Origin of the sequence: Aquabacterium sp. OR-4, assembly GCF_025290835.2 — a bacterium.
Taxonomy (GTDB): Bacteria; Pseudomonadota; Gammaproteobacteria; order Burkholderiales; family Burkholderiaceae_C; genus Pseudaquabacterium.
The window spans coordinates 504,169-527,042 of record NZ_JAOCQD020000001.1 but is presented as its reverse complement, the minus strand read 5'-3'; the positions used below and the strand labels follow the sequence as shown (position 1 = coordinate 527,042).

Below are 22,874 nucleotides of genomic sequence, written 5' to 3'. Positions count from 1 at the left end.
ATCAAAGGCCCCGGCCGAGCTTGAAGGCCGCCCGCAGCGGTGTGCCGGCCACGTTGAGCGCCTGCTCGGCGGCCGGCGCGCCGGCCGGCAGCTCGGGGTGCCAGGCGCGCAGCGTGTAGCTGCCGGGCGGCAACTGGGCCAGCGTGGCCTGGCCGTCGGCGCCGGTGCGCGCGCTGTAGGGGGTTTCCAGCACCAGCACCCAGGCGGCCATCTGGTCGTGGATGTTGCAGCCCAGCACCGCGATGCCGGGCTTGTCGAACACCACCGGCGCGGCCGGTGTGCCGACATAGAGCTTGATCTCGAACTTCTTGACCGGCGAGAACGAGTACACGTGGTGGCGCACCGTGTCCTCGTTGGGAAAGTGCACCGCCGTGCCCACCGTCACCACGCTGACCTGGGGCTGGAACTGCCGTTCGCGCTGCACGATCGCGGCGCCGCTGACCGGCTTCAGCGCCGCGCGGGCGGCCGGCGAGTCGGCAAACACCACGGCGCCGGCCAGGGGCTTGCCCGCGGCGTCGCTCACCTGCACCTGCACGCTGCTGGCCGCGGCGGCGCCGCACGCCAGCGTGGCGGCCAGAACCGCCAGGGCCGGGCGCAGGGCCAGGCATGGCGACGGGTGCAAGAGGGTGGGCATGGGCGGGGTGTTTCGCAGACGGACGGCACCGGCCCGCGCCGGCAGGCCGGCAGGGCAGGTTCTCCGGCTATCGGCCGCCGCCGGCCCCGACTTGAGCCGCCGGTCAGCCGGCCAGGGCCTGCGCGCTGGCGATGACCCCGCCGCCCAGGCACACCTCGCCGTCGTACAGCACGGCCGACTGCCCCGGCGTGACGGCCCACTGCGGCTCGGCAAAGGCCAGCGCAAAACGCCCGTCACCCAAGGCCTGCAGCGTGCAGGCCGCATCGGCCTGGCGGTAGCGGGTCTTGGCGGCCAGCGCGCCATCGGCCGGCGGCGTGCCGGCCACCCAGGCCACATCGTCGAACTGCAGCGCGGGCGACTGCAGCCACGCATGGCCATGGCCCTGCACCGCCACCAGGCGGTTGCGATCCAGATCCTTGCGGGCCACGAACCAGGGCGCGTGCTCGCCGGCGCCGCGCTCGGCGCCCTTTTCCTTCACGCCGCCGATGCCCAGGCCCTGGCGCTGGCCCAGCGTGTAGAAGCTCAGGCCCACATGCTGGCCGATGCGCTGTCCGCGCTCGTTGACGATGTCGCCGGGTTCGTGGCTCAGGTAGCGGTTGAGGAACTCGCGGAACGGCCGCTCGCCAATGAAGCAGATGCCGGTCGAATCCTTCTTCCTGGCGTTGGGCAGGCCGATCTCGGCGGCGATGCGCCGCACTTCGGTCTTGGGCAGCTCGCCCACCGGGAACCAGGTGTAGGCCAGCTGCGCCTGGTTCAGGCGGTGCAGGAAGTAGCTCTGGTCCTTCAGCGGGTCCAGGCCCTTGAGCAGCTCGTGCCGGCCGGTTGCCGTGTTCAGCCGCACCCGTGCGTAATGCCCGGTGGCGATCTTTTGCGCGCCCAGGCGCATGGCGTGGTCGAGAAAGGCCTTGAACTTGATCTCGGCATTGCACAGCACGTCGGGGTTGGGCGTGCGCCCGGCCTGGTACTCGCGCAGGAACTCGGCGAACACGCGGTCCTTGTACTCGGCGGCGAAGTTCACGTGTTCGAGCTCGATGCCGATCACGTCGGCCACCGCCGCGGCATCCAGAAAATCCTGCCGCGTCGAGCAGTACGCGCTGTCGTCGTCGTCTTCCCAGTTCTTCATGAAGATGCCCACCACCTCATGGCCCTGCTGCTTGAGCAACCAGGCGGTGACGGCCGAATCGACGCCGCCGGACAGGCCGACGACCACGCGCTGAAGAGACGCAGAACCACGGGACATGGGCCGATTGTCCCCCGCCCCGCGTGAACCCCGTCACGGCCAGGACATGGGCACTGCCAAGAATCCGCCGCTCACCCGCACCTGAGGAGGAGCCCATGATTCACCGCCACACCCCCCGCGCCGCGCTGCGCGCCATGGCCGCCGCCATCGCCAGCCTGGGCCTGCTGGCCGCCGCCGGCGCCCAGGCCGCGCCGGCCGCCCCGGCCGTCAACACGCTGAGCGGCTGGGCCCGGCTGCCGGCGTTCACCTTCTCCGACGGCCCCACCTCGGGCCAGTTCGCGTTCAGCAACGCCGCCAGCCCGGCCAACAACCCGCCCTACGTCAACCTGCAGCCGGTGCAGGGCTTCTCGGGCGTGCTGCAGGGCGCCAACGGCAGCTACCAGATGCTGGTGGACAACGGTTTCGGCAGCAAGGCCAACTCGGCCGACGCACTGCTGCGCATGTATGCGGTGCAGGTGGACTGGGCGGCGCACACGGTCAGCGCGGCCGATTTCAATACCGGCGCCGTGCTGGGTGGTTTCAGCGCCGCCTCGCGCATCACGCTGAGCGATCCGGACCACAAGCTGGGCTTCGGCATCGTGGCCGATGGCCTGAACTACCCCGGCCTCACCACGCAAGGCGTGACGGGTGCCACCGTGGCGGTGGACGCCTCGATCAAGGCCGGCCGCCTGCTCACCGGCGGCGACCTCGACCTCGAATCGGTGCGCCGTGACCGCAATGGCAACCTGTGGTTCGGCGAGGAGTTCGGCCCCTTCCTGGTGAAGACCGACGCCAGCGGCGTGGTGCAGAAGCTGATCCAGACGCCCAATGTGCTGGGCCTGGGCAGCAACCCCTTCGTGCAGTCGCCCTCGAGCCCGCTGATCACCGGCGCCACCAACCTGCCCGGCTCGGGCGGCTTTGAAGGCATGGCCATGAATGCCAGCGGCACCATGCTCTACACCCTGCTGGAACGCCCGCTGACCACCGACACCGACCAGAAACGCCTGCTGGTGCAGGAGTTCAGCCTGGGCAGCGAAAGCTACACCGGCAACTGGTTCGGCTACAAGCTCGATGCCGCCGGCACCAACATCGGCGACATGACGGCCATCGACGACCACCGCTTCCTGGTGATCGAGCGCAATGGCGGCACCGCCACCAACGGCACCACGCCGTTCAAGAAGATCTTCCTGATCGACAGCAGCATCAAGGACGCCGACGGCTTCGCCAAGAAGACCGAGCTGGTCGACCTGATGGCCATCGCCGACCCCGACGACCTGAACGGCGACGGCAGCACCACGTTCACCTTCCCCTACGTGACCATCGAGGACGTGCTGATCCTCGACGCCAACACCCTGCTGGTGGTCAATGACAACAACTTCCCCGGTGGCGGCGGCCGGGCCCTCACGTCCGACAACACCGAGTTCCTGAAGATCACGCTGGCCGCGCCCATCCCCGAGCCCGGCAGCTGGGCGCTGATGGCCGGCGGCCTGGCCCTGCTGGGCGCGCTGGCGCGCCGCCGCCGGGCCTGAGCCCGAAGTGAGCCCCGCCGCGCCGCCCCGCCACCGACCCAACCCCACCCACCACCGCAGCCATGTCGATCTCGCGCTCCCTGAACCTGCTGGCCCTGGCCGCCACGCTGGCCCTGCCGGCCGCGGCCGCCGACCTTCAACTGCGCCTGATCGGCGCCACCTCGGTGGCCACCGGCACGCTCTTCCAGGGGGTGGAGTTCGGCGGCATCTCGGGCATAGACCGCGCGGCCGACGGCCGTTACTGGGCGATCTCGGACGACCGCGGCGGCGAGCGCGGCACGCCGCGCTTCTACAGCCTGAGCCTGAACTACGACGCCAGCGGCTTTGCCGCCAGCAACGCCGTGGTGATCCACAGCCAGACGCTGATGCAGCGCCCCGACGGCAGCAGCTTTCCGGCCCAGGCGCGCACGGTCGACCCCGAGGGCATCCGCGTGGCGCCCAACGGCAACCTGTACTGGTCGAGCGAGGGCAACTGGAACGCCAACCCGGCCAGCCGCTACCAGCCCTTCGTGCGCGAGATGACGACCGACGGCGCCTTCGTGCGCGAGTTCGCCACGCCCACGATCTACAACTACCTCGACAACAGCAGCAGCGGCGGGCGCAGCAACAAGCTGTTCGAGGCGCTCGCCGTCACGCCCGGCGGCACGCTCTACACCGCCAACGAAGACGCGCTGATCCAGGACGGCAACATCACCACGCTGGGTGCCGGCAGCGTGGTGCGCCTGACCGCGCTCGATCCCGTCACCGGCCAGGCCGGTGCGCAATACGCCTACCAGCTGCCGGCCATTCCGGTGGCCGGCAACACGCTGCACGACAACGGCCTGCCCGAGCTGCTGGCGCTGGACGAAACCCGCTTCATCGCGGTGGAGCGCGCCTGGGCGCAGAACGTGGGCAACACCATCCGCCTGGTGCTGACCACGATCACGCCGCAGACCACCGATGTCAGCGGCCTGGCCAGCCTGGTGGGGGCCAGCTACACGCCGATGAGCCGCGAGCTGCTGCTCGAGATGCCGCTGAGCTACCAGGGCGTGACGCTGGACAACATCGAGGCCATCAGCTGGGGCCACACTCTGGCCAACGGCCACCGCAGCCTGGTGCTGGCCGCCGACAACAACTTTGCCGGCAACCAGGTCACCCAGTTCATTGCGCTGGAGGTCTCGGCCGTGCCCGAGCCCGGCAGCTGCGCGCTGATGGCCGGCGGCCTGGCCCTGCTGGGCGCGCTGGCGCGCCGCCGCCCGGCGCCCTGAGCGCCTGGGCCCGCGCGGCCCCGGGCTAAACCTGCCACACCGAGGCGTGCACCGTCACCGCGTCCAGCGGCAGGCGGCGCCCGGCCAGGTGATCCTCGATGCATTGCAGCACCAGCGGGCTGCGGTGACGCGCCGCGCTGGCGCGCACCTCGTCGGGCGTGAGCCACAGCGTGCGCACGATCGGCGCATCCAGCGCGCGCCCGGGCTCGGGCGCGCCCACGCTGCCGCAGTAGGCAAAGCGCACGAAGGTGATGTCGTCGGCCGCCTGCGCCTGGCCATCAACCACCCGGCCGGGGCGCTGGAAGCGCGACAGGTACACCCCCAGCAAGGCCTGTGGCACGAAGGCACAGGCTGTCTCTTCCAGGCACTCGCGCATGGCCGCCTGCTGCGGAGATTCACCGGGGTCCAGATGGCCGGCCGGGTTGTTCAGGCGCAGGCCTTCGGGCGTGTTTTCCTCCACCAGCAGGTAGCGCGGGCCGTCGGCATCGGTGCGCGCCACGATGGCGGCCACGGTGACGCTGGGCTTCCATCGCGTCATGCCCGCCCCTCGTCTGGCGGGCAGGCCTGCCGATTGCCCGGCAGGGGGGCCGCGGGCCGGCCTGGGCGCGGCCCGGCGCCCGGCCCGCTCGCGATGATCGACAGCCTTGTTTGCATGGGGCCCATGATGCAGTGTCTGTGGGGCGTGCGCTCTATCACGCAAGCGACGGCTGAAAGAGTGAAGTCAGGTAAGCTTCTTGCAGACACCCGCTGCGGCAACAAGCCGGCACGCTAGCCGGCAACCCACCATCCGAGGAGATCCGTACATGGCTTTGTTGATTGGCGTGCCGAAGGAGACGGCGGCAGGCGAAAAACGCGTGGCCACCGTGCCCGAGGTGGTGGAAAAGCTCATCAAGCTGGGTTTCCGGGTGGCGGTGCAAAGCGGCGCGGGTGAAGCCGCCAATTTTGCCGACGACACCTACCGCGCCGCCGGCGCCGAGGTGCTGCCCGACGCCGCCACGCTGCTGGCGCAGGCCGACGTGGTGTTCAAGGTGCGTGTGCCCACGCCGGACGAAGTGGCCCAGCTGCGCGAGGGCAGCACGCTGATCGGTTTTGTGTGGCCGGCGCAGAACCCCGAGCTGATGCAGCAGCTGCAGGCGCGCAAGCTCACCGTGCTGGCCATCGACTGCCTGCCGCGCCAGCTGAGCCGTGCGCAGAAGATGGACGCCCTCACCTCGATGGCCGGCGTCAGCGGCTACCGCGCGGTGGTCGAGGCGGCCAATGCCTTCGGCCGCTTCTTCAACGGTCAGGTCACGGCCGCGGGCAAGATCCCGCCGGCCAAGGTGTTCATCGCCGGCGCCGGTGTGGCCGGCCTGGCGGCCATCGGCACCGCGGCCAATCTCGGCGCCATCGTGCGCGCCAACGACACCCGCGCCGAGGTGGCCGACCAGGTGGTCTCGCTGGGCGGCGAGTTCGTCAAGGTCGACTACGAAGAAGAAGGCTCGGGCGGCGGCGGTTATGCCAAGGTGATGAGCGAAGGCTTCCAGGCCGCCCAGCGCGCGATGTACGCGCAGCAGGCCAGGGAGTGCGACATCATCATCACCACCGCGCTGATCCCGGGCAAGCCGGCGCCCAAGCTGATCACCGCGGCGATGGTCGAGTCGATGAAGCCCGGCAGCGTGATCGTCGACATGGCTGCCGAGCAGGGCGGCAACTGCGAGCTCACCGTGCCCGGCGAGGCAGTGGTGCGCCACGGCGTCACCATCGTCGGCTACACCGACCTGGCCAGCCGCCTGGCCAAGCAGAGCAGCACGCTGTACTCCAACAACCTGCTGCGCCTGACCGAGGAGCTGTGCAAGGCCAAAGACGGCCAGCTCAACGTCAACTTCGACGACGACGCGATCCGCGGCCTCACCGTGGTCAAGGCCGGCGAGCTGAGCTGGCCCGCGCCGCCGCTCAAGCTGCCCGCGCCGCCGGCCAAGAAGCCGGCTGCCGCCGTGCCCGAGGCCAAGAAGGGCCATGGCCATGGCCCGGGCGAGCCGATGTCGGGCAAGAGCCTGGCCACGGTGTTCGGCATCGGCGCGGTGCTGTTCGCGCTGGTGGGCCTGTACGCGCCGGCCAGCTTCCTGAGCCACTTCACGGTGTTCGTGCTGGCCTGCTTCATCGGCTACATGGTGGTGTGGAACGTCACGCCCAGCCTGCACACGCCGCTGATGAGCGTGACCAACGCCATCAGCTCGATCATCGCCATCGGTGCGCTGGTGCAGGTGGCGCCGCCGCTCAGCGGCGGGGTGACCGATCGGCCCAATGCGCTGATCCTGGGCCTGGCGGTGTTTGCGTTGGCGCTCACCGCCGTCAACATGTTCGGCGGCTTCGCGGTCACGCGGCGCATGCTGGCGATGTTCCGCAAGTGACGAAGCACAAGAACAACAAGCAAGGACGGACAGCATGACCTCGAGCCTGGCCACCGTGTCGTACATCGGCGCCACCATCCTCTTCATCCTCAGCCTGGGCGGGCTGGCCAACCCCGAGACCGCCCGCCGCGGCAACCTGTTCGGCATGATCGGCATGACCGTGGCCGTGCTGGCCACCGTGCTGGGCCCGCGGGTCACGCCGGCGGGCATTCCGTACATCGTGGGCGCCCTGGTCATCGGCGGCGCCATCGGCGTCATCGCCGCCAAGAAGGTGCAGATGACCCAGATGCCCGAGCTGGTGGCGCTGATGCACAGCCTGGTCGGCCTGGCCGCCTGCCTGGTGGGCTTTGCCAGCTATGTGGACACCTCCACGGTGTTTCCCACGCCGGCCGAAAAGGCCATCCACGAGGTCGAGATCTACATCGGCATCCTGATCGGCGCGGTCACCTTCAGCGGCTCGATCGTGGCCTTCGGCAAGCTCAGCGGCAAGATCGGCGGCAAGCCGCTGCTGCTGCCCGGGCGGCACCTGCTCAACCTGGCGGGCCTGCTGGTGGTGATCTGGTTCGGCGTGCGCTTCCTGCAGGTGCACGACATCCAGGCCGGCATGACGCCGCTGCTGGTGATGACCGTGATCTCGCTGCTGTTCGGCATCCACATGGTGATGGCCATCGGCGGCGCCGACATGCCGGTGGTGGTGTCGATGCTCAACAGCTACTCGGGCTGGGCCGCGGCGGCCACCGGCTTCATGCTCAGCAACGATTTGCTGATCGTGGTGGGCGCGCTGGTGGGCAGCTCGGGCGCCATCCTCAGCTACATCATGTGCCGGGCGATGAACCGCAACTTCCTCAGCGTGATCGCCGGCGGCTTTGGCGGTGGCGCACCGGCGCCCAAGGCCGCGGGCGGTGCGGCCGCCGAGCCGCAGGGCGAGGTCACGCCGGTGAGCGCGGTGGAAACCGCCGAGCTGCTGCGCGAGGCCAAGAGCGTGATCATCGTGCCCGGCTACGGCATGGCCGTGGCCCAGGCCCAGCACACGGTGTACGAGATCACCAGGCTGCTGCGCGACAAGGGCGTCAGCGTGCGCTTCGGCATCCACCCGGTGGCCGGCCGCATGCCCGGCCACATGAACGTGCTGCTGGCCGAGGCCAAGGTACCCTACGACATCGTGCTCGAGATGGACGAGATCAACGACGACTTCCCGGCCACCGACGTGACCATGGTCATCGGCGCCAACGACATCGTCAACCCGGCCGCGCAAGACGACCCCAGCAGCCCGATCGCCGGCATGCCGGTGCTCGAGGTGTGGAAGGCCAAGACCAGCATCGTCATGAAGCGCAGCATGGCCAGCGGCTATGCCGGCGTGGACAACCCGCTGTTCTACAAAGAGAACAACCGCATGCTCTTCGGCGATGCCAAGAAGATGCTGGACGAGGTGCTGGGGGCGTTGAAGGCCTGAGCGGGCTCCCGCGGCGCCGGCCGCCGGGTTGTGCGCCACAGCCTGCGGCCGCCGCCCGGCCGGGCCCGCGCAAGCCGGCCGGCGTGATTTCGGCGACAGTGCAATCTCGGTGTCTGGCGGGGTGGGTGATAGACAGATCGCCCTAGACGCGCTATCGACTACCCTGAGACGCCAAGCGTCAGGAATCCGCAAGAATCCGCAGCATGGAAAAGACCTGGCTCAAACACTATCCCGCTGGCGTTCCGGCGACCATCTCCACCGACGCCTATCCGTCCCTGGTGGCGCTGATCGAGGACAGCTTCAGCAAGTACCGCGACCAGACCGGCTACCTGTTCATGGGCCGGTCGATCCGCTTCGGCGAGATTGACGAGGCCTCGCGCGCCATGGCCGCCTGGCTGCAGGCCAGCGGCCTGGAGCGCGGCGACCGCGTGGCGGTGATGATGCCCAACGTGCCGCAGTACCCGGTGGCGGTGGCGGCCATCCTGCGCGCCGGCCTGGTGGTGGTCAACGTCAACCCGCTGTACACGCCGCGCGAGCTCGAGCACCAGCTCAAGGATTCGGGCGCCAAGGCGATCATCATCCTCGAGAACTTTGCCGCCACGCTGCAGCAGGTGATCGAGCAGGTGCCCACCAAGACCGTGGTGCTGGCCGCCATGGGCGACATGCTGGGCTTTGTGAAGGGCATGCTGGTCAACCATGTGGTGCGCAACGTGCGCAAGATGGTGCCGGCCTACAACCTGCCCGGCGCGGTGCGCTTCAAGAACGCCGTGGCCGAGGGCCGCAGCAAGGCCTTCACGGCCGCCAAGGTCGGCCCCGACGACATCGCGGTGCTGCAGTACACCGGCGGCACCACCGGCGTGAGCAAGGGCGCGGTGCTGCTGCACCGCAATCTGCTGGCCAACGTGCTGCAGGCCGAGGCCTGGTACCAGCCGGCGCTCAAGAAGATCCCGAGCGGCGAGCAGATCGTCACCGTCTGCGCGCTGCCGCTGTACCACATCTTCGGCTTCACGGCCAACATGATGCTGGGCCTGCGCATGGGCGGCTGCAACATCCTGATTCCCAATGCACGCGACTTCGGCTCGCTGCTGAAAGACCTGACCGGCCAGCGTTTCCACAGCTTTCCGGCGGTCAACACGCTGTTCAATGCGCTGGCCAACCACCCTGACTTCGACAAGGTCGACTGGAGCCACCTGAAGATCAGCGTGGGTGGCGGCATGGCCGTCACGGCCGGCACCGCCAAGCTGTGGCTCGACAAGACCGGCTGCCCGATCTGCGAAGGCTACGGCCTCAGCGAGACCAGCCCCTCGGCCACCTGCAACCCGGTGGATGCCACCTCGTACTCGGGCACCATCGGCCTGCCGATGCCGGGCACCGAGCTCACGCTGCTGGACGACGACGGCCGCGAGGTCGGCCCCGGCCAGGCCGGCGAGATCGCCATCCGTGGCCCGCAGGTCATGGCCGGCTACTGGCAGCGCCCCGACGAGACCGCCAAGGTGATGACCGCCGACGGCTTTTTCCGCACCGGTGACGTGGGCCTGGTCGACGAGCGTGGCTACTTCCGCATCATCGACCGCAAGAAGGACATGATTCTGGTGGGCGGCTTCAACGTCTACCCGAACGAGGTCGAGGACGTGCTCAGCCAGTGCCCCGGCGTGCTCGAATGCGCGGCGGTGGGCCTGCCCGACGAGAAGTCGGGCGAGGTGGTCAAGGTGGTCATCGTCAAGAAGGACCCGGCGCTCACCGAGGCCGATGTGCGCAGCTACTGCGAGAGCAACCTCACCGGCTACAAGCGCCCGCGCGTGATCGAGTTCCGCGCCGATCTGCCCAAGACCAATGTGGGCAAGATCCTGCGGCGCGAATTGCGGCAACCCTCCAAGTGAGCGCCGCCGCCGCCGATTCGCCAGCCGCGGTACCGCAGGACGAGCCCGCACCGGACACCGGTGCGCGTTATGCCAAGACCGATGCCGGCCACGCCGAGGTGCGTGGCCGCACGCTGACGCTGTCGCGCGGCGCGCGCAATCTGCTGCTGATCATCGAGCCGGGCCGGCCGGCCGCGGCCTGGATGGCCATGGTGCAGGGCTGCGGCCCCGAGGCGCTGCGCACGCTGCTGGCCGCCGGCCTGGTGGGCGTGGCCGATGCCACCGCGCCCCGGCCCGCCACGCCGGCCCTGCCGGCCGCGCTTGCCGCCGTGGTGACGGGCACCGCGCCCGCTGCGGCGGCTGCTGCGCCACGCATCCCGCTGTCCCAGGCGCTGGCCAGCCTGAGCTACCGCACGCTGTACGAGCGCATCACCGCGCAGGCCCGGCCGCAGCTGGGCCTGATCAAGGGTTACAAGCTGATCCTCGAGATGGAGCGCTGCGCCGGCCCTGACGAAGCCCGCACGCTGGCGCTGCGCTTCGTCGAGCAGGTGCGCGAGGCCGCGGGCGATGCCGCCGCGCAGGCGCTGGCCGAGGGCCTGGCCGCACCCGAAGCGGCCGATCGCTGAGCGGCCGTCCGCTGAACGGCCGATCGCTGAACGGCCGGTCGCTGCCGCGGCGCTGCGGCAGCAGTGCCCCGGGCATGCAGCCGGCGGACACCAGCCGTGACGCCTGCCTGCCACTGACTCCGATACCCTGCCCCTGCGCGGTTCAGGCTGCGCTTCGGGGGGGCATGTGCGAGACCGGGTGGTATCGATCGATTCAGTCAAGGGCATGGCGCTGATCGCGGTTGTCGCGATCCACACCGAACCGTTCCACCGCTCCCGCCCGGCCTCGGCCAGCTGGCAGCTGGCGGGCCATGTCATCCAGCAATGTGCGTCGTTCGCGGTGCCGTTCTTCTTCCTGGCTGCCGGCTTCTTGCTGAGCGAGCGCATGGGCAGCCACGCGCCCGGTGCGGTCTGGCAACGCTATGTCAGGCGCCTGGCCCTGCTGCTGGGCGCCTGGACCCTCGTCAACGGCTGCTTCCAGGGGAACTGGCTCTTCCATGTCTGGCAGGCCGGCAGTGTGAAGCCGCTGTTGTGGAACGCGCTGGCCATCCCCTCGTTTGCCGTCCATCGCCCCGATCTGTTCCTGTTCAGAACCAGCGCCACGCCGCTCTGGTTTCTCGTCTCGCTGATCTGGGCGGTCAGCGTGCTGGCCCTGCTGGTCCGCCTCGGCCTGGCCCGCGCCTGGATGGCGGCCATCGCGGCCCTGTCCTACCTGGCCGCCTTGGCCATGGGTGCCTATGCCGTGCCCATCGGCAGCGCCACGACGGCGCAGCTTCTCGAGCATCGCGGCCCGTTCATCGCCACCGCGTTTGTCTTGGCCGGCCACGCCCTGGCGCGTTCACCGCCGCGACGCATGGGCGCCGTCGCCGCACTGGGCCTGCCGCTGGCCCTGATGTTCGTCGAGACCACGCTCCTGTCGGCCCTGCACGGCGAGGCGTTCCGTGAAAGGCCCTACCTGCTGGCCACGCTGCCACTGAGCGTGGCCGTGCTGGCCGTGGCGCGGCAGAGGCCGAACTTCGGCGCCGGCACGCCGCTGCCGGCCCTGGGCAGAATGTCCATGGGCATCTACTTGATGCACATTCCAGTCATCGGCGCGCTCACGCCTGCCCGGCTGGCCGTCGACTCGGCCGCCTGGGAGCTTGGCTTCGTGGCCTGGGTGATGGTGATCTCCGGGGTCCTTGTCAGAGGGGCCTTGAAGGCGCCCGTCCTGCGTCGATTCGTGGTTTGAGATTTTCCGAAGCGCCTGCCCTATGCCGCCCCGTCTGCACGTCGACACCCCGCTCGCCCCTGGCGCCGAACTGGCGCTGCCCCCCAATGCCACCCGCCACGTGCAGGTGCTGCGCCTGCAGCCCGGCGATGCGCTGACCCTGTTCGATGGCCAGGGCGGCCAGTGGCAGGCCGAGGTGCTGGCCATGGGCCGCCGCGAGGTGACGGCCCGCGCCATTGCCCACGAGGCCCGCGATCTCGAGCTGCCGCAGCCGGTGACGCTGGCGCCCGGCATGCCGGCCAACGAGCGCATGGACACGCTGATCGAGAAGGCCACCGAGCTGGGCGCCGCGGCCATCGTGCCGCTGATGACCGAGCGCTCGGTGCTGCGCGTGGCCGGCGAGCGCGCCGAGCGCAAGGCCGCGCACTGGCAGGCGGTGGCCGTGTCGGCCTGCGAGCAAAGCGGGCGCAACCGCGTGCCCGCCATTGCCGCGCCGCAGCCGCTGGCCGCCTGGCTGCCCGGCGCACTGGCCGCCGCCGGGCCCGGCGCCCGCGGCCTGCAGCTGAGCCTGGACGCCACCGCACCACCGCTGCGCAGCTTGGTCGACGCGGCCCCTGCGGGCACCCACTGGGTGCTGCTGAGCGGCCCCGAAGGCGGCCTGAGCCCGGCCGAGCAGCAGGCCGCGGCCCGCGCCGGCTTTGCGCCGGTGTCGCTGGGCCCGCGCGTGCTGCGTGCCGACACCGCGCCGCTGGCCGCGCTGGCGGTGATCGCCGCCCTGGCCGCGGGCGCCTGAATGGCCGCCCGGTCGCCAACCGATGCCCACCCCGCCATGAACCGCGCCCTGGCCTTGCTGGTGACCTGCCAGGGCCTGCTGATGGTCAACAACGTGACCTTCATCGCCATCAACGGCCTGGTGGGCCTGGCCCTGGCACCGCAGGGCTGGATGGCCACGCTGCCGATCACCGGCTATGTGGCCGGCGGCGCGCTGGCCACCGGCATCGTGGCCCGCGTGCAGCGGCGCTGGGGGCGGCAGCGCAGCTTCCAGCTGGGCCTGCTGGTGGCCATCGTCAGTGCCGCGCTGTGCGCCTGGGCCGCGGCGCGTGGCAGCTTCTGGCTGCTGTGCGCGGCCACGCTGCTGGCCGGCTTCTACAACGCCAACGGCGCGCTCTACCGCTTTGCCGCGGTGGAGCTGGTGCCGCCCGCGGCCAAGGAGCGCGCCATCTCCTGGGTGCTGGCGGCCGGCATCGTGGGCGCGGTGGTGGGCCCCAACCTGGCCACCGCCAGCCGCGACCTGCTGGCCGGCGCGCCCTTTGCCGGCGCCTACCTGGCGCTGGCCGCCGTGGCGGCGCTGAGCCTGGTGGTGATGGGCTTCATCCCCTTTCCGCCTTTGCCCGGCCAGGGCAGCACGGCAGCGCAGGGCCGGCCGCTGGGTGAGATCGTGCGCCAGCCGCTGTTCATCATCGCCGTGGCCGCGTGCGCCATCGGTTATGGCGTGATGAACCTGCTGATGGCCGCCACACCCATCGCGATGGCGCAGTGCCAGCACCCGTTCACTGCCGCGGCGCTGGTGCTCGAGTGGCATGTGCTGGCCATGTTTGCGCCCAGCTTCGTCACCGGGCGGCTGATCCAGCGCTTTGGCGTCGGCGCCATCATGGCCGCGGGCCTGCTGCTCAACCTGGCCTGCGTGGTGTTTGCGCTGGCCGGCAACGAGGTGATGCACTTTCTGGGTGCACTGATGGCCCTGGGCCTGGGCTGGAACTTCCTCTACATCGGCGGCACCACACTGGCCACCGAGACCTGGCGGCCCGAGGAAAAGACCCGTGCCCAGGCCGCGCTCGACTTCTGCGTCTACACCACGATGACGCTGACCTCGTTTGCCTCGGGCGTGATCGTCACCACCGGGGGCTGGCGCGCCATGAACCTGGGCGCGCTGCTGCCGCTGGCCCTGATGGGACTGGCCCTGCTGTGGCTGCCGCGCGCGCAGCGCCTGGCCACCACGCCAGCGCACTGACGTGACCGATGCCGCAGGGCGGCATCCCCCGCGGCGGCCACAATCGGCCGGCATCGCGCCCGGTGGTCGGGTGCGCAAGACCGGCAGCGCCGCAAGGCAAAGGGAGTGCACGACATGGGTTTGCTCGATTCGGTGATTGGCGGCGCGCTGGGCGCACTGCAGGGCCAGGGCGGACAAGGCGGCGCGCCCGACCTGCTGCAGCTGGTGGTGGGCCTGCTCGGCAACAACAGCCCGGTGGGCGGCCTGGGCGGCCTGGTGCAGCAGCTGCAGCAGGGCGGCCTGGGCGATGCGGTGCAGTCGTGGATCGGCACCGGCGCCAACCTGCCGGTATCGGCCGAGGCGCTGCAGGGCGCGCTCGGCAGCGACCTGATCGGCCAGCTGGCCCAGCAGACCGGCCTGAACACCGGTGATCTGGCCGGCCAGCTGTCGCAGCTGCTGCCGCAGGTGGTGGACAAGCTCACCCCCAACGGCGCCCTGCCGGCCGCCGGCGCCATGGCCCAACCCGACCTGGGCAGCCTGCTCGGTGGGCTCAGCGGCCTGCTGAACCGCTGAGCACGCTCACTCGGCGCGCGGCTCGCGTGCCGAGCCGGCCACCAGGTCGAAGCGGAACAGCCGGCACTCGATCGGGCCGTTCCACATCGGCACGCGGCGGGCTTCCTTCAGGCGCAGGGCCTGGGGCAGCTTCATGTCGGGGCTGAGCACCCAGGCGGTCCAGCCGGCGTAGGCGCGCTTCCAGTGCGCGGCCAGGCCGCTGAAAAACGCGGCGCCTGCCGGGTCGGCACCCGGCGCCGCGCCGGGTGCGGCATCCGGTGCGGCATCGAAGCCCTCGCGCATGGCGCGCTCGGCGCCGCGCTCACCGCGCGAGCCCTTGGCCTCGATGCGCTCGCCATAGGGCGGGTTGAACACCAGCACGCCGCGCTCGCCCGGCGGCGGGCGCTGCAGGGCATCGGCGGTCTTGAACTGGATGGCCTCGGCCACGCCGGCGCGCTGGGCATTGCGCGCGGCAAAGTCGGTCATGCGAAAGCTCACGTCGCCGGCATGGATGGCCACCGCCGGCGCATGCACCTGGGCCTGGGCATCGGCCTTCAGCTGGCCCCAGGCCGCGAGCTGGCTGCGGAACGGCAGCATGCGCTCAAAGGCGAAGCGGCGCTTGCTGCCCGGCGCGATGCCGCAGGCGATCTGCGCGGCCTCGATGGCGATGGTGCCGGCACCGCAGCAGGGGTCGAGCAGCGCACCGTCTTCGGCGCGGCCGCGCCAGCCGGCGGCCGCCAGCATGGCCGCGGCCAGGGTTTCCTTCAGCGGCGCCTCGCCCTTCAGGCCACCGTCGCGCTCGTCGCGCCAGCCGCGCTTGAACAGCGCCTCGCCCGAGGTGTCGGCATACAGCGACGCGGTCTCGGCCGTGAGGTGCAGCACCAGCGGCAGATCGGGGTGGCGGGTGTCGACGCTGGGGCGGCTGCCGGTGGCCTCGCGCAGGGTGTCGCAGACCGCGTCCTTGACCCGCAGCGTGGCGAAATTCAGGCTGTGCAGCGGGCTGCGCTGCGCGCTGGTGTCGATGCGCAGGGTCTGCTCGGGCGTGATCCAGTCGGCCCAGGGCACGCGGCGCGCCAGGTCGTACAGGTCGTGCTCGCTGTCGTAGGGGCCGAAGGCCAGCGGCCACAGCACGCGCTGCGCCAGGCGGCTGTGCAGGTTGAGCTGCATGGCCACGCGGGCATCGCCCAGCACCTGCACGCCACCACGCTGCTCGACCACGCGGCGCCGGCTCGGATCGGCCGGCACCACGGCCCGGTCGACGCCCAGCAGGGCCGCCACCTCGTCGGCCAGCAGCGGCTCGACGCCCGCGGCGCAGGGCAGAAACAGCGACACCGGCGTGTCGCCCACCGGCGCAATGGCCTTGGCCGGAATGCGCACCGGGGCGCCCGGCCCGCGCTGTGCGCCGGGGCCGGGGCGTGCGCCGGGGCCGCGCGCCTCGTCGTGGCGCTGCGTCTTGTAGCCGCCGATCGGCGGGCGTGGGGTCTTGGTCAAAGTGCCTTGCGCAGGTTGGCGGGCGCGATCTTCAGCGCCTCGCGGTATTTGGCCACCGTGCGCCGCGCCACCTGGATGCCCTGCTCGGACAGCATGTCCGAGAGCTGGCTGTCCGACAGCGGCTTGGCCGGGTCTTCGTTGCCGACCAGCTGCTTGATCAGCGCGCGCACGGCGGTGGAGCTGGCGTTGCCGCCCGCCTCGGTGTTCAGGCTCGAGCCGAAGAAGTACTTCAGCTCGAAGGTGCCGAACGGCGTGTTCATGTACTTGGCGGTGGTCACGCGCGAGATGGTGCTCTCGTGCAGGCCCAGCTCGTCGGCGATCTCGCGCAACACCAGCGGCTTCATCGCGATCTCGCCATGGGTGAAGAAGCCCTTCTGCCGCTCGACGATGGCCTGGCTGACGCGCAGGATGGTGTCAAAGCGCTGCAGGATGTTCTTCATGAACCAGCGCGCCTCCTGCAGCCGCGACGACAGCCCGCCCGCCGAGCCGTTGCGCTGGCCGCGAATGGCCTGCGCATACAGATCGTTGATCTTCAGCTTGGGCATCACGTCGGGGTTGAGCACGGCCTTCCAGCCGCGGCCCGCCTTCTGCACGATGACATCGGGCACGATGATGTTGGCCTCGGCGCGCGTGAACGGCCGGCCCGGCTTGGGCTCGCAGCTCAGGATCAGCGCCTGCGCCTCGCGCAGCAGGGCTTCATCGGCGCCGGTGGCCTGCGTGAGCTTCTTCATGTCGCGCCGCGCCAGCAGATCGAGGTGCTGTTCGCTCACGCGCATGGCCAGCTTGCGCGCGGGGCTGGCGGGCCGCTCGCGCAGCTGCAGCACCAGGCACTCGCCCAGATTGGCCGCGCCCACGCCGGTGGGCTCGAGGCTTTGCAGCCACTTCAGGCCGCAGCGCAGGCGCCCAAACAGGTCTTCGCGCTCTTCCAGGTCGTCTTCGGCCACGCCCAGGCTGTCGGCCACGCGGGCGGCGATCTCCTCCAGCGGGTCGGCCAGCCAGCCGTCCTCGTTGAGGCTTTCGATCAGCACCATCACGGTGGCCGCGTCCTCGTCGGACAGGCGCATGCCCAGCAGCTGCCGGCGCAGGTGATCCTGCAGCGAGGGGCCGCTGCTGGCGGCGTCCACCGGCTCGAAATCGTCGTCGCCGCCACTGCCCGAGGGGCTGTTGGACGGGGCCTCGCGGATGCCATCAAAGTCGTCGCGCTCGGTGCCGTTTTCCCAGTCGTCGCGCTCGGTGGCGCCAAACTCGGCGGCATCCACGCCCGCGGGCTCTTCGGTGCCGGCGTCGTCGCGCTCGCTCTGGCGCTCTTTCTCGCGCTCGGCACCGGCGCCGCTCTCGGGCGTGGCGGCCACGCGCTCGAGGCCGTAGGCCAGTGAATCGTCGCCCCCCTCTTCGGCCTCGAGAAAGGGGTTGGCCTCGAGCATCTGCTCGATTTCCTGGTGCAGCTCCAGCGTGGACAACTGCAGCAGGCGGATCGATTGCTGCAGCTGGGGCGTCAGCGCCAGGTGCTGCGACAGGCGGACCTGTAGGGACGGTTTCATGACTGCTTTCCGCCCAAGCTCACATCTTGAAGTGCTCGCCGAGATACACCCGGCGCACGTCGGCGTTCTCGACAATCTCGGACGGCGTGCCTTCGGCCAGCACACGGCCTTCGCTGATGATGTACGCGCGGTCGCAGATGCCCAGCATCTCGCGCACGTTGTGGTCGGTGATCAGCACACCGATGCCGCGCTGCTTGAGAAAACCGATGATGCGCTGGATCTCGATCACCGCGATCGGGTCGACGCCGGCAAAGGGCTCGTCGAGCAGGATGAAGCGCGGCTGCGTGGCCAGCGCGCGGGCGATCTCCACGCGCCGCCGCTCACCGCCCGACAGCGCCGGCGCCGGCGATTCGCGCAGCTTCTCGATGCTCAGGTCGTGCAGCAGGCCGTCAAGCCGCTGCTGGATCTCGGCCGCGCCCAGCGGCCGACCATCGGCCCCCACCTGCAGCTCGAGCACCGCACGCACGTTCTCCTCGACCGTGAGCTTGCGGAAGATCGAGGCTTCCTGCGGCAGGTAGCTCAGGCCCATGCGCGCGCGCTGATGGATGGGCTTGGCCTGCACCGCCACGCCATCGATGTGGATCTCGCCGGCATCGGCCCGCACCAGGCCCACCACCATGTAGAAGGTGGTGGTCTTGCCCGCGCCATTGGGGCCTAGCAGGCCCACCACCTCGCCGGCGCCCACCGCCAGGCGCACATCCTTGACCACCTGGCGCGAGCCGTAGCGTTTTTGCAAACCGGTGACATGGAGCCCCTCGCCCGCCGCGAGCGTCGGGCGATCCCCCAAGGGGATGGCGGGCCGGCTTGGGAGCGGCCCGGCGCTCGGCCCGCTCACTGCGAGCCCCTCGCCCGCCGCGGCCGTCGGGCGATTCCCCGCGGGGATGGCGGGCCGGCTTGGGAGCGGCCCGGCGCTCGGCCCGCTCACCGCGAGCCCCTCGCCCACCGCGGCCGTCGGGCGATCCCCCTGGGGGATGGCGGTGGGCCGGGCCTGTTGCATCAACGCCGCTCCCCGAGCGCCGGCGTGGTTTTCAGCGGGGCTGGCGCGGGGGCCGAGGCCGACTCGGCGGCCATGGCGGCGGCGGCTTCGGTGCCGGGGCGCGGCGTGATCACGGCGCGCACCCGGCCGCCCGGGTTGCTGGGCGTGGTGTTGCCGCCGCCCTGCACATTGAAGGTCTCGGCCTGGCCGTCCCAGACGATGCGGGTGCCCTGGATCTCGTCGGCCACCACCGCGCCGCGCAGGCGCCGCACCACGGCCGCGCCGTCGAAGCGGATGGTGCCGGTCTTGCTGTCGTAATCGATGCGCTGGGCCTGGCCCTCGACCGTCTCGTCGACGCCGTCGCGCTTTTGCTTCACGCGGGCCGGCTTGTCGGCGCTGCCGCTGGCCTGCACCTGCTGCCAGCCTTCGGGCGTCTCACGCACCTCGAGCTTGTCGGCGCGCAGCAGCAGTGAGCCCTGGCTGATGACCACGTTGCCGGCGCAGGCGCTGGTCTGCTTGGCCAGGTTCACCACGCAGGGCTGGTCGGATTCCAGCGCCATCGGCTTGGTGCGGTCGCTGCGCTCGGCCTGCACCGGCAGCATCGCGGCCAGCCCCAGGGCCAGGCTGGCGCCCCGCCTCAGGCAGGCGGTGATCGATGGGGGGGAGGTCGGCTTGGGCATTGATCGGCACAGAACTTGCAGATCATTCTAGGCCCAAGAGCCGACCGCTGCGGAAGTGGCCGATGCCAAATCTGTGGCATCCGCTGGGCCTTGGTGACACCGTCAGTGCGGCGTCAGAAACCAAGGGTTTTTACCAGGATCAGCCGCGGCGGGCCATCGCGATCAGCGCGTCGGTGACGGCCAGCGCGCGGGCCTCGGTGCCGGCGATCGACGGCGCGGTGCGCCAACGCCCCTGCACGCCCAGCGTGGGCACGCCGTCGATGGCGTAACCCTCGGCCAGCTGGCGAGCCAGGCGCACCTTGGTGGCCACGCCAAAGCTCTTCATCGCGTCGACGATCTTGGCGCCGTCGGCACCGTTGGCCTGGGCCCAGGCGGCCACCTCGGCGTCGGTGTTCAGCGGCTTGTGCTCCACGTGATAGGCGTGGAAGACCTTGCGGTGCAGCGCTTCGACCTGGCCCAGGGCCTCGAGCGCGTAGTACAGGCGCTGCAGCGTTTCCTGGTTGGGGCGGAACGAGATGGCGACGCGGCGGAACGCCACCTGATCGGCCGGCAACCTGCGCTGCCAGGCGTCGAGCGTGGGCTCGAAGGCATTGCAGTGCGGGCACCAGTAGCCGAAGAACTCGACCACCTCGATCTTGCCCGCCGCCACGGCCAGCGGCTTGTCGAGCTTCTTGTAATCCTGGCCTTCGACCGGCCCGCCCTGGGCCAGGCTGGGCAGCGACAGGCCGCTCAGCAGGCCGGCGGCCGGCAGGCCGATCACGATGTCACGACGATTCATTCGACTTCCTTTGCCCGGCAGGGCATGCAGTTTCAGGTGGCAACCGGGCCATGGACTCGGCCTGCCGCCACAGGTTCAACGCTCCACGCGCACCAGCGTGGACTCGACGCCTGCCGCGCCGAGCTTTTCGCGCAGGTCGTCGGCGGCATCGCGCTCGTCAAACGGGCCCAGGCGCACGCGGTAGACGGTCTTGCCGGTCTGCTCGCGCGCCATCACCTTGGCCGTGAAGCCCGACATCGCCAGCCGCGCGCGCTGGGCCTCGGCGTCGTCGGGGCTGCCGTAGGCGCCGGCCTGCACGAAGAACATCGCCGGCTTGGCCGCAGGCGCTGCGCCGCCGCCCTGGCCGGCCAGGATGGCCGCGGGGTCGCGCGCCGCGGCGGCTGCCGAAGCCGGGCTGCGCGCTGGCGCGGGCGTGGTGGCGGCCGAGGTGGCCGCCGAGGTGGCAGCCGGTGTGGCGGCGGCTTGGGGCGGCGCGGCCGGCCCGGCGGCGGGCGCCGGGGTGGTCGCCGGCGTAGCGGCCGTGGCGACAGCCGGCGCGGTGGCCGACCCGGGCAACGCGGCCTGCGCCCCCGAGGCCGGCGCCGCGGCGCGCGGTGCCGCGTTCTTGCCGCCCAGCGGCGCGTTGGGGTCCCAGTGCTTGTTGCGCTCGGCCTCGGCGGCGTCCTGCTCGGCGGTGCGCTGCGGCAGCTTGTTGACGAAGGGGATCGGTGCCTTGGTGACGTACAGCGCCACCGCCAGCGCCACCGCCAGGCCGATCAGCAGGCCCGCCACCAGACCCACCGCAAAGCCGCCGCGCGGCACGGGTTTCATCATGTCTGCCCCTCGTCCCACGGGGACATGGGCCGATCCCCCATGGGGATGGCGGGCCGGCTTGGGAGCGGCCCGGCGCTCGTCCCGCTGGCTGACAAACAGTGCCTCATGCCGATGCACCGTCGGCGGCAACGTCGGCCACCGCCGCCTCGCGCGCCATGGCCTCGGGCGCGCTCACGCCCAGCACCGCCAGCGCATTGCGCAGCACCTGGGCGGTGGCGGCCAGCAGCGCCATGCGCGCGCCGGCCAGCACCGGGTCGTCGACCAGGAAGCGTTCGGCGGCATACCAGCTGTGGAAGGCGGCGGCCAGATCACGCAGGTAGAAGGTGATGTCGTGCGGCGCCAGATCGGCCGCGGCGGCGCCCAGCATGTCGGGGTAGGCCGCCAGCTTGAGCATCAGCGCAGTTTCGGTGGGCGCGGTCAGCCGCGACAGGTCGGGCGCGGCGGCCACGGCACCGCCCTGCTTCTGATGCCAGGCGGCCAGCACCGAGCAGATGCGCGCATGCGCGTACTGCACATAGAACACCGGGTTCTCGTCGTTGGCCTTCAGCGCCAGGTCGACGTCGAAGGTGAACTCGGTGTCGGCCTTGCGGCTCACCAGGAAGAAGCGCACCGCATCGCGGCTGGTCCAGTCGATCAGGTCGCGCAGGGTCACGTAGCTGCCGGCGCGCTTGCTCAGCTTGACCTCCTGGCCGCCGCGCATCACCAGCACCATCTTGTGCAGCACGTAGTCCGGAAAGCCCTGCGGGATGCCCAGATCGGCGGCCTGCAGGCCACCGCGCACGCGGGCAATGGTGCCGTGGTGGTCGGTGCCCTGGATGTTGATGCACTTGCTGAAGCCGCGCTCGAACTTGTGGATGTGGTACGCCACATCGGGCACGAAGTAGGTGTACGAGCCGTCGGACTTGCGCATCACGCGGTCCTTGTCGTCGCCGTACTCGGTGCTCTTGAGCCACAGCGCGCCATCGGACTCGTAGGTCTTGCCATTGGCCACCAAGCGCTGCACCGCCGCGTCGACCCGGCCGCTGGTGTAGAGGCCGCTCTCCAGGTAGTAGTGGTCGAACTTCAGGCCGAAGGCCTGCAAGTCGAGATCCTGCTCGTGGCGCAGGTAGGCCACGGCGAACTGGCGGATGCCGTCGAGATCGTTCTCGTCGCCGCTGGCGGTGAACTCGCGGTCGTCGGCCTTGACCGTGGCCCGGGCGCGGAAGGCGTCGGCGATGTCCTGGATGTATTCGCCGTTGTAGGCCGATTCGGGCCAGCCGGCGTCGCCGGGCTTCAGGCCCTTCAGCCGGCATTGGGTGCTGTGCGCCAGCGTGGCGATCTGCACGCCGGCGTCGTTGTAATAGAACTCGCGCGTCACCGCCCAGCCCTGGGTGCCGAACAGGCTGCAGATGGCGTCGCCCAGCGCCGCCTGGCGCGCATGGCCCAGGTGCAGCGGGCCGGTGGGGTTGGCCGAGACAAACTCGACCATCACGCTGCGGCCGTTGGCCGGCTGGCGGCCGAAGCCGGTGCCGGCGGCCAGCACCTCGGACACGATGGCCTGCTTGGCGGCGGCCTTCAGGCGCAGGTTGATGAAGCCGGGGCCGGCGATCTCGAGCGCCTCCACCCATTGCTGCACGGCCGGCTGGGCGTTGAGCGCCTCGACCAGCGCGGTGGCCAGCTCGCGCGGGTTGCGCTTGGCGGCCTTGGCCAGCTGCATGGCCGCGGTGATGGCGAAATCGCCGTGGGCGGCCTGCTTGGGCGACTCGAAGGCGGGCGTGAACGGGGAGGCGGGCGCGGTATCGGGCGCGAGCTGCTGCACTGCGGCGCCGAGTGCCGCCAGCAGCTCCTGCTTGGCTTGGATCATGGCGGAGGATTCTACGGGCCGGGTGGCGGCCAGCCGGCCCCTGGGAAGGGCCCGCCGGGTGGCTGGC

General features: G+C 70.8%; 20 protein-coding genes. 10 read left to right on the top strand and 10 right to left on the bottom strand.

Translation table 11 applies throughout. The annotated features are described in order from the left end of the window. Position 1: 1 nt before the first annotated feature. Both N4G63_RS02125 and mnmA read right to left on the bottom strand, forming a co-directional pair. The gene (locus tag N4G63_RS02125; RefSeq protein WP_260788991.1) at positions 2 to 634 is read right to left on the bottom strand and encodes a methylamine utilization protein; all 633 of its coding nucleotides are present in this window, start codon (positions 632 to 634) and stop codon (positions 2 to 4) included. Positions 635 to 737: 103 nt separating this feature from the next. Then, positions 738 to 1,874, bottom strand: coding sequence for a tRNA 2-thiouridine(34) synthase MnmA (mnmA, locus tag N4G63_RS02120; RefSeq protein ID WP_314599290.1), 1,137 nt, complete (start codon positions 1,872 to 1,874; stop codon positions 738 to 740). A gap of 95 nt (positions 1,875 to 1,969) precedes the next feature. On the opposite strand from mnmA, the gene N4G63_RS02115 reads away from it, so the two are divergent. Together N4G63_RS02115 and N4G63_RS02110 are read left to right on the top strand one after the other, a co-directional pair. Continuing rightward, the gene (locus N4G63_RS02115; protein ID WP_260788992.1) at positions 1,970 to 3,382 is read left to right on the top strand and encodes an esterase-like activity of phytase family protein; all 1,413 of its coding nucleotides are present in this window, start codon (positions 1,970 to 1,972) and stop codon (positions 3,380 to 3,382) included. Between the two features lie 62 nt (positions 3,383 to 3,444). After that, entirely contained in the window at positions 3,445 to 4,629 is a 1,185-nt protein-coding gene (locus tag N4G63_RS02110; protein ID WP_260788993.1) for an esterase-like activity of phytase family protein, read from the top strand. Between the two features lie 25 nt (positions 4,630 to 4,654). Here the strand turns inward: N4G63_RS02110 and N4G63_RS02105 are convergent, their stop codons facing one another. Then, complete coding sequence (locus tag N4G63_RS02105) at positions 4,655 to 5,167, bottom strand: NUDIX hydrolase (protein WP_314599289.1); 513 nt, start codon at positions 5,165 to 5,167, stop codon at positions 4,655 to 4,657. 265 nt (positions 5,168 to 5,432) lie between these two features. On the opposite strand from N4G63_RS02105, the gene N4G63_RS02100 reads away from it, so the two are divergent. From N4G63_RS02100 to N4G63_RS02065, 8 genes are all read left to right on the top strand, one after another. Next, on the top strand, positions 5,433 to 7,019 hold the full coding sequence (locus tag N4G63_RS02100) for a Re/Si-specific NAD(P)(+) transhydrogenase subunit alpha (protein ID WP_260788995.1): 1,587 nt from the start codon (positions 5,433 to 5,435) through the stop codon (positions 7,017 to 7,019). A 34-nt stretch (positions 7,020 to 7,053) separates the two neighbouring features. Beyond that, entirely contained in the window at positions 7,054 to 8,472 is a 1,419-nt protein-coding gene (pntB, locus tag N4G63_RS02095; RefSeq protein WP_260788996.1) for a Re/Si-specific NAD(P)(+) transhydrogenase subunit beta, read from the top strand. 203 nt (positions 8,473 to 8,675) lie between these two features. Then, positions 8,676 to 10,352 carry a long-chain-fatty-acid--CoA ligase gene (locus N4G63_RS02090; protein ID WP_260788997.1) on the top strand — a complete coding sequence of 559 codons (1,677 nt, stop codon included), beginning with the start codon at positions 8,676 to 8,678 and terminating at the stop codon, positions 10,350 to 10,352. After that, a complete protein-coding gene (locus N4G63_RS02085; RefSeq protein WP_260788998.1) occupies positions 10,349 to 10,957 on the top strand; it encodes a hypothetical protein in 609 nt (202 codons plus the stop codon). The genes N4G63_RS02090 and N4G63_RS02085 overlap by 4 nt, the downstream gene beginning before the upstream one ends. 166 nt (positions 10,958 to 11,123) lie before the next feature. Then, positions 11,124 to 12,164, top strand: a complete 1,041-nt coding sequence (locus tag N4G63_RS02080) for an acyltransferase family protein (protein WP_314599288.1) — start codon at positions 11,124 to 11,126, stop codon at positions 12,162 to 12,164. Positions 12,165 to 12,186: 22 nt separating this feature from the next. Then, positions 12,187 to 12,936, top strand: a complete 750-nt coding sequence (locus N4G63_RS02075; protein ID WP_260789000.1) for a 16S rRNA (uracil(1498)-N(3))-methyltransferase — start codon at positions 12,187 to 12,189, stop codon at positions 12,934 to 12,936. A 36-nt stretch (positions 12,937 to 12,972) separates the two neighbouring features. Beyond that, complete coding sequence (locus tag N4G63_RS02070; protein WP_260789001.1) at positions 12,973 to 14,154, top strand: MFS transporter; 1,182 nt, start codon at positions 12,973 to 12,975, stop codon at positions 14,152 to 14,154. A 114-nt stretch (positions 14,155 to 14,268) separates the two neighbouring features. Beyond that, positions 14,269 to 14,706 carry a YidB family protein gene (locus N4G63_RS02065; protein ID WP_260789002.1) on the top strand — a complete coding sequence of 146 codons (438 nt, stop codon included), beginning with the start codon at positions 14,269 to 14,271 and terminating at the stop codon, positions 14,704 to 14,706. A 6-nt stretch (positions 14,707 to 14,712) separates the two neighbouring features. On the opposite strand, the gene N4G63_RS02060 is transcribed toward N4G63_RS02065, so the two are convergent. The 7 genes from N4G63_RS02060 to argS form a co-directional block, all read right to left on the bottom strand. After that, the gene (locus N4G63_RS02060) at positions 14,713 to 16,032 is read right to left on the bottom strand and encodes a THUMP domain-containing class I SAM-dependent RNA methyltransferase (protein WP_443112033.1); all 1,320 of its coding nucleotides are present in this window, start codon (positions 16,030 to 16,032) and stop codon (positions 14,713 to 14,715) included. Between the two features lie 140 nt (positions 16,033 to 16,172). Further along, a complete protein-coding gene (locus N4G63_RS02055) occupies positions 16,173 to 17,717 on the bottom strand; it encodes an RNA polymerase factor sigma-54 (protein WP_314599287.1) in 1,545 nt (514 codons plus the stop codon). A gap of 19 nt (positions 17,718 to 17,736) precedes the next feature. Continuing rightward, a complete protein-coding gene (gene lptB, locus N4G63_RS02050; RefSeq protein WP_260789539.1) occupies positions 17,737 to 18,510 on the bottom strand; it encodes an LPS export ABC transporter ATP-binding protein in 774 nt (257 codons plus the stop codon). Between the two features lie 203 nt (positions 18,511 to 18,713). After that, on the bottom strand, positions 18,714 to 19,373 hold the full coding sequence (lptA, locus tag N4G63_RS02045) for a lipopolysaccharide transport periplasmic protein LptA (RefSeq protein WP_314599286.1): 660 nt from the start codon (positions 19,371 to 19,373) through the stop codon (positions 18,714 to 18,716). Positions 19,374 to 19,512: 139 nt separating this feature from the next. Continuing rightward, entirely contained in the window at positions 19,513 to 20,151 is a 639-nt protein-coding gene (locus N4G63_RS02040) for a thiol:disulfide interchange protein DsbA/DsbL (RefSeq protein ID WP_260789004.1), read from the bottom strand. Positions 20,152 to 20,226: 75 nt separating this feature from the next. After that, positions 20,227 to 20,964 carry an SPOR domain-containing protein gene (locus tag N4G63_RS02035; RefSeq protein WP_443111993.1) on the bottom strand — a complete coding sequence of 246 codons (738 nt, stop codon included), beginning with the start codon at positions 20,962 to 20,964 and terminating at the stop codon, positions 20,227 to 20,229. Positions 20,965 to 21,067: 103 nt separating this feature from the next. Further along, positions 21,068 to 22,807 (bottom strand): arginine--tRNA ligase, encoded by a 1,740-nt coding sequence (gene argS / locus N4G63_RS02030; RefSeq protein ID WP_260789005.1) that lies wholly within the window; start codon positions 22,805 to 22,807, stop codon positions 21,068 to 21,070. Between the last annotated feature and the right edge of the window lie 67 nt (positions 22,808 to 22,874).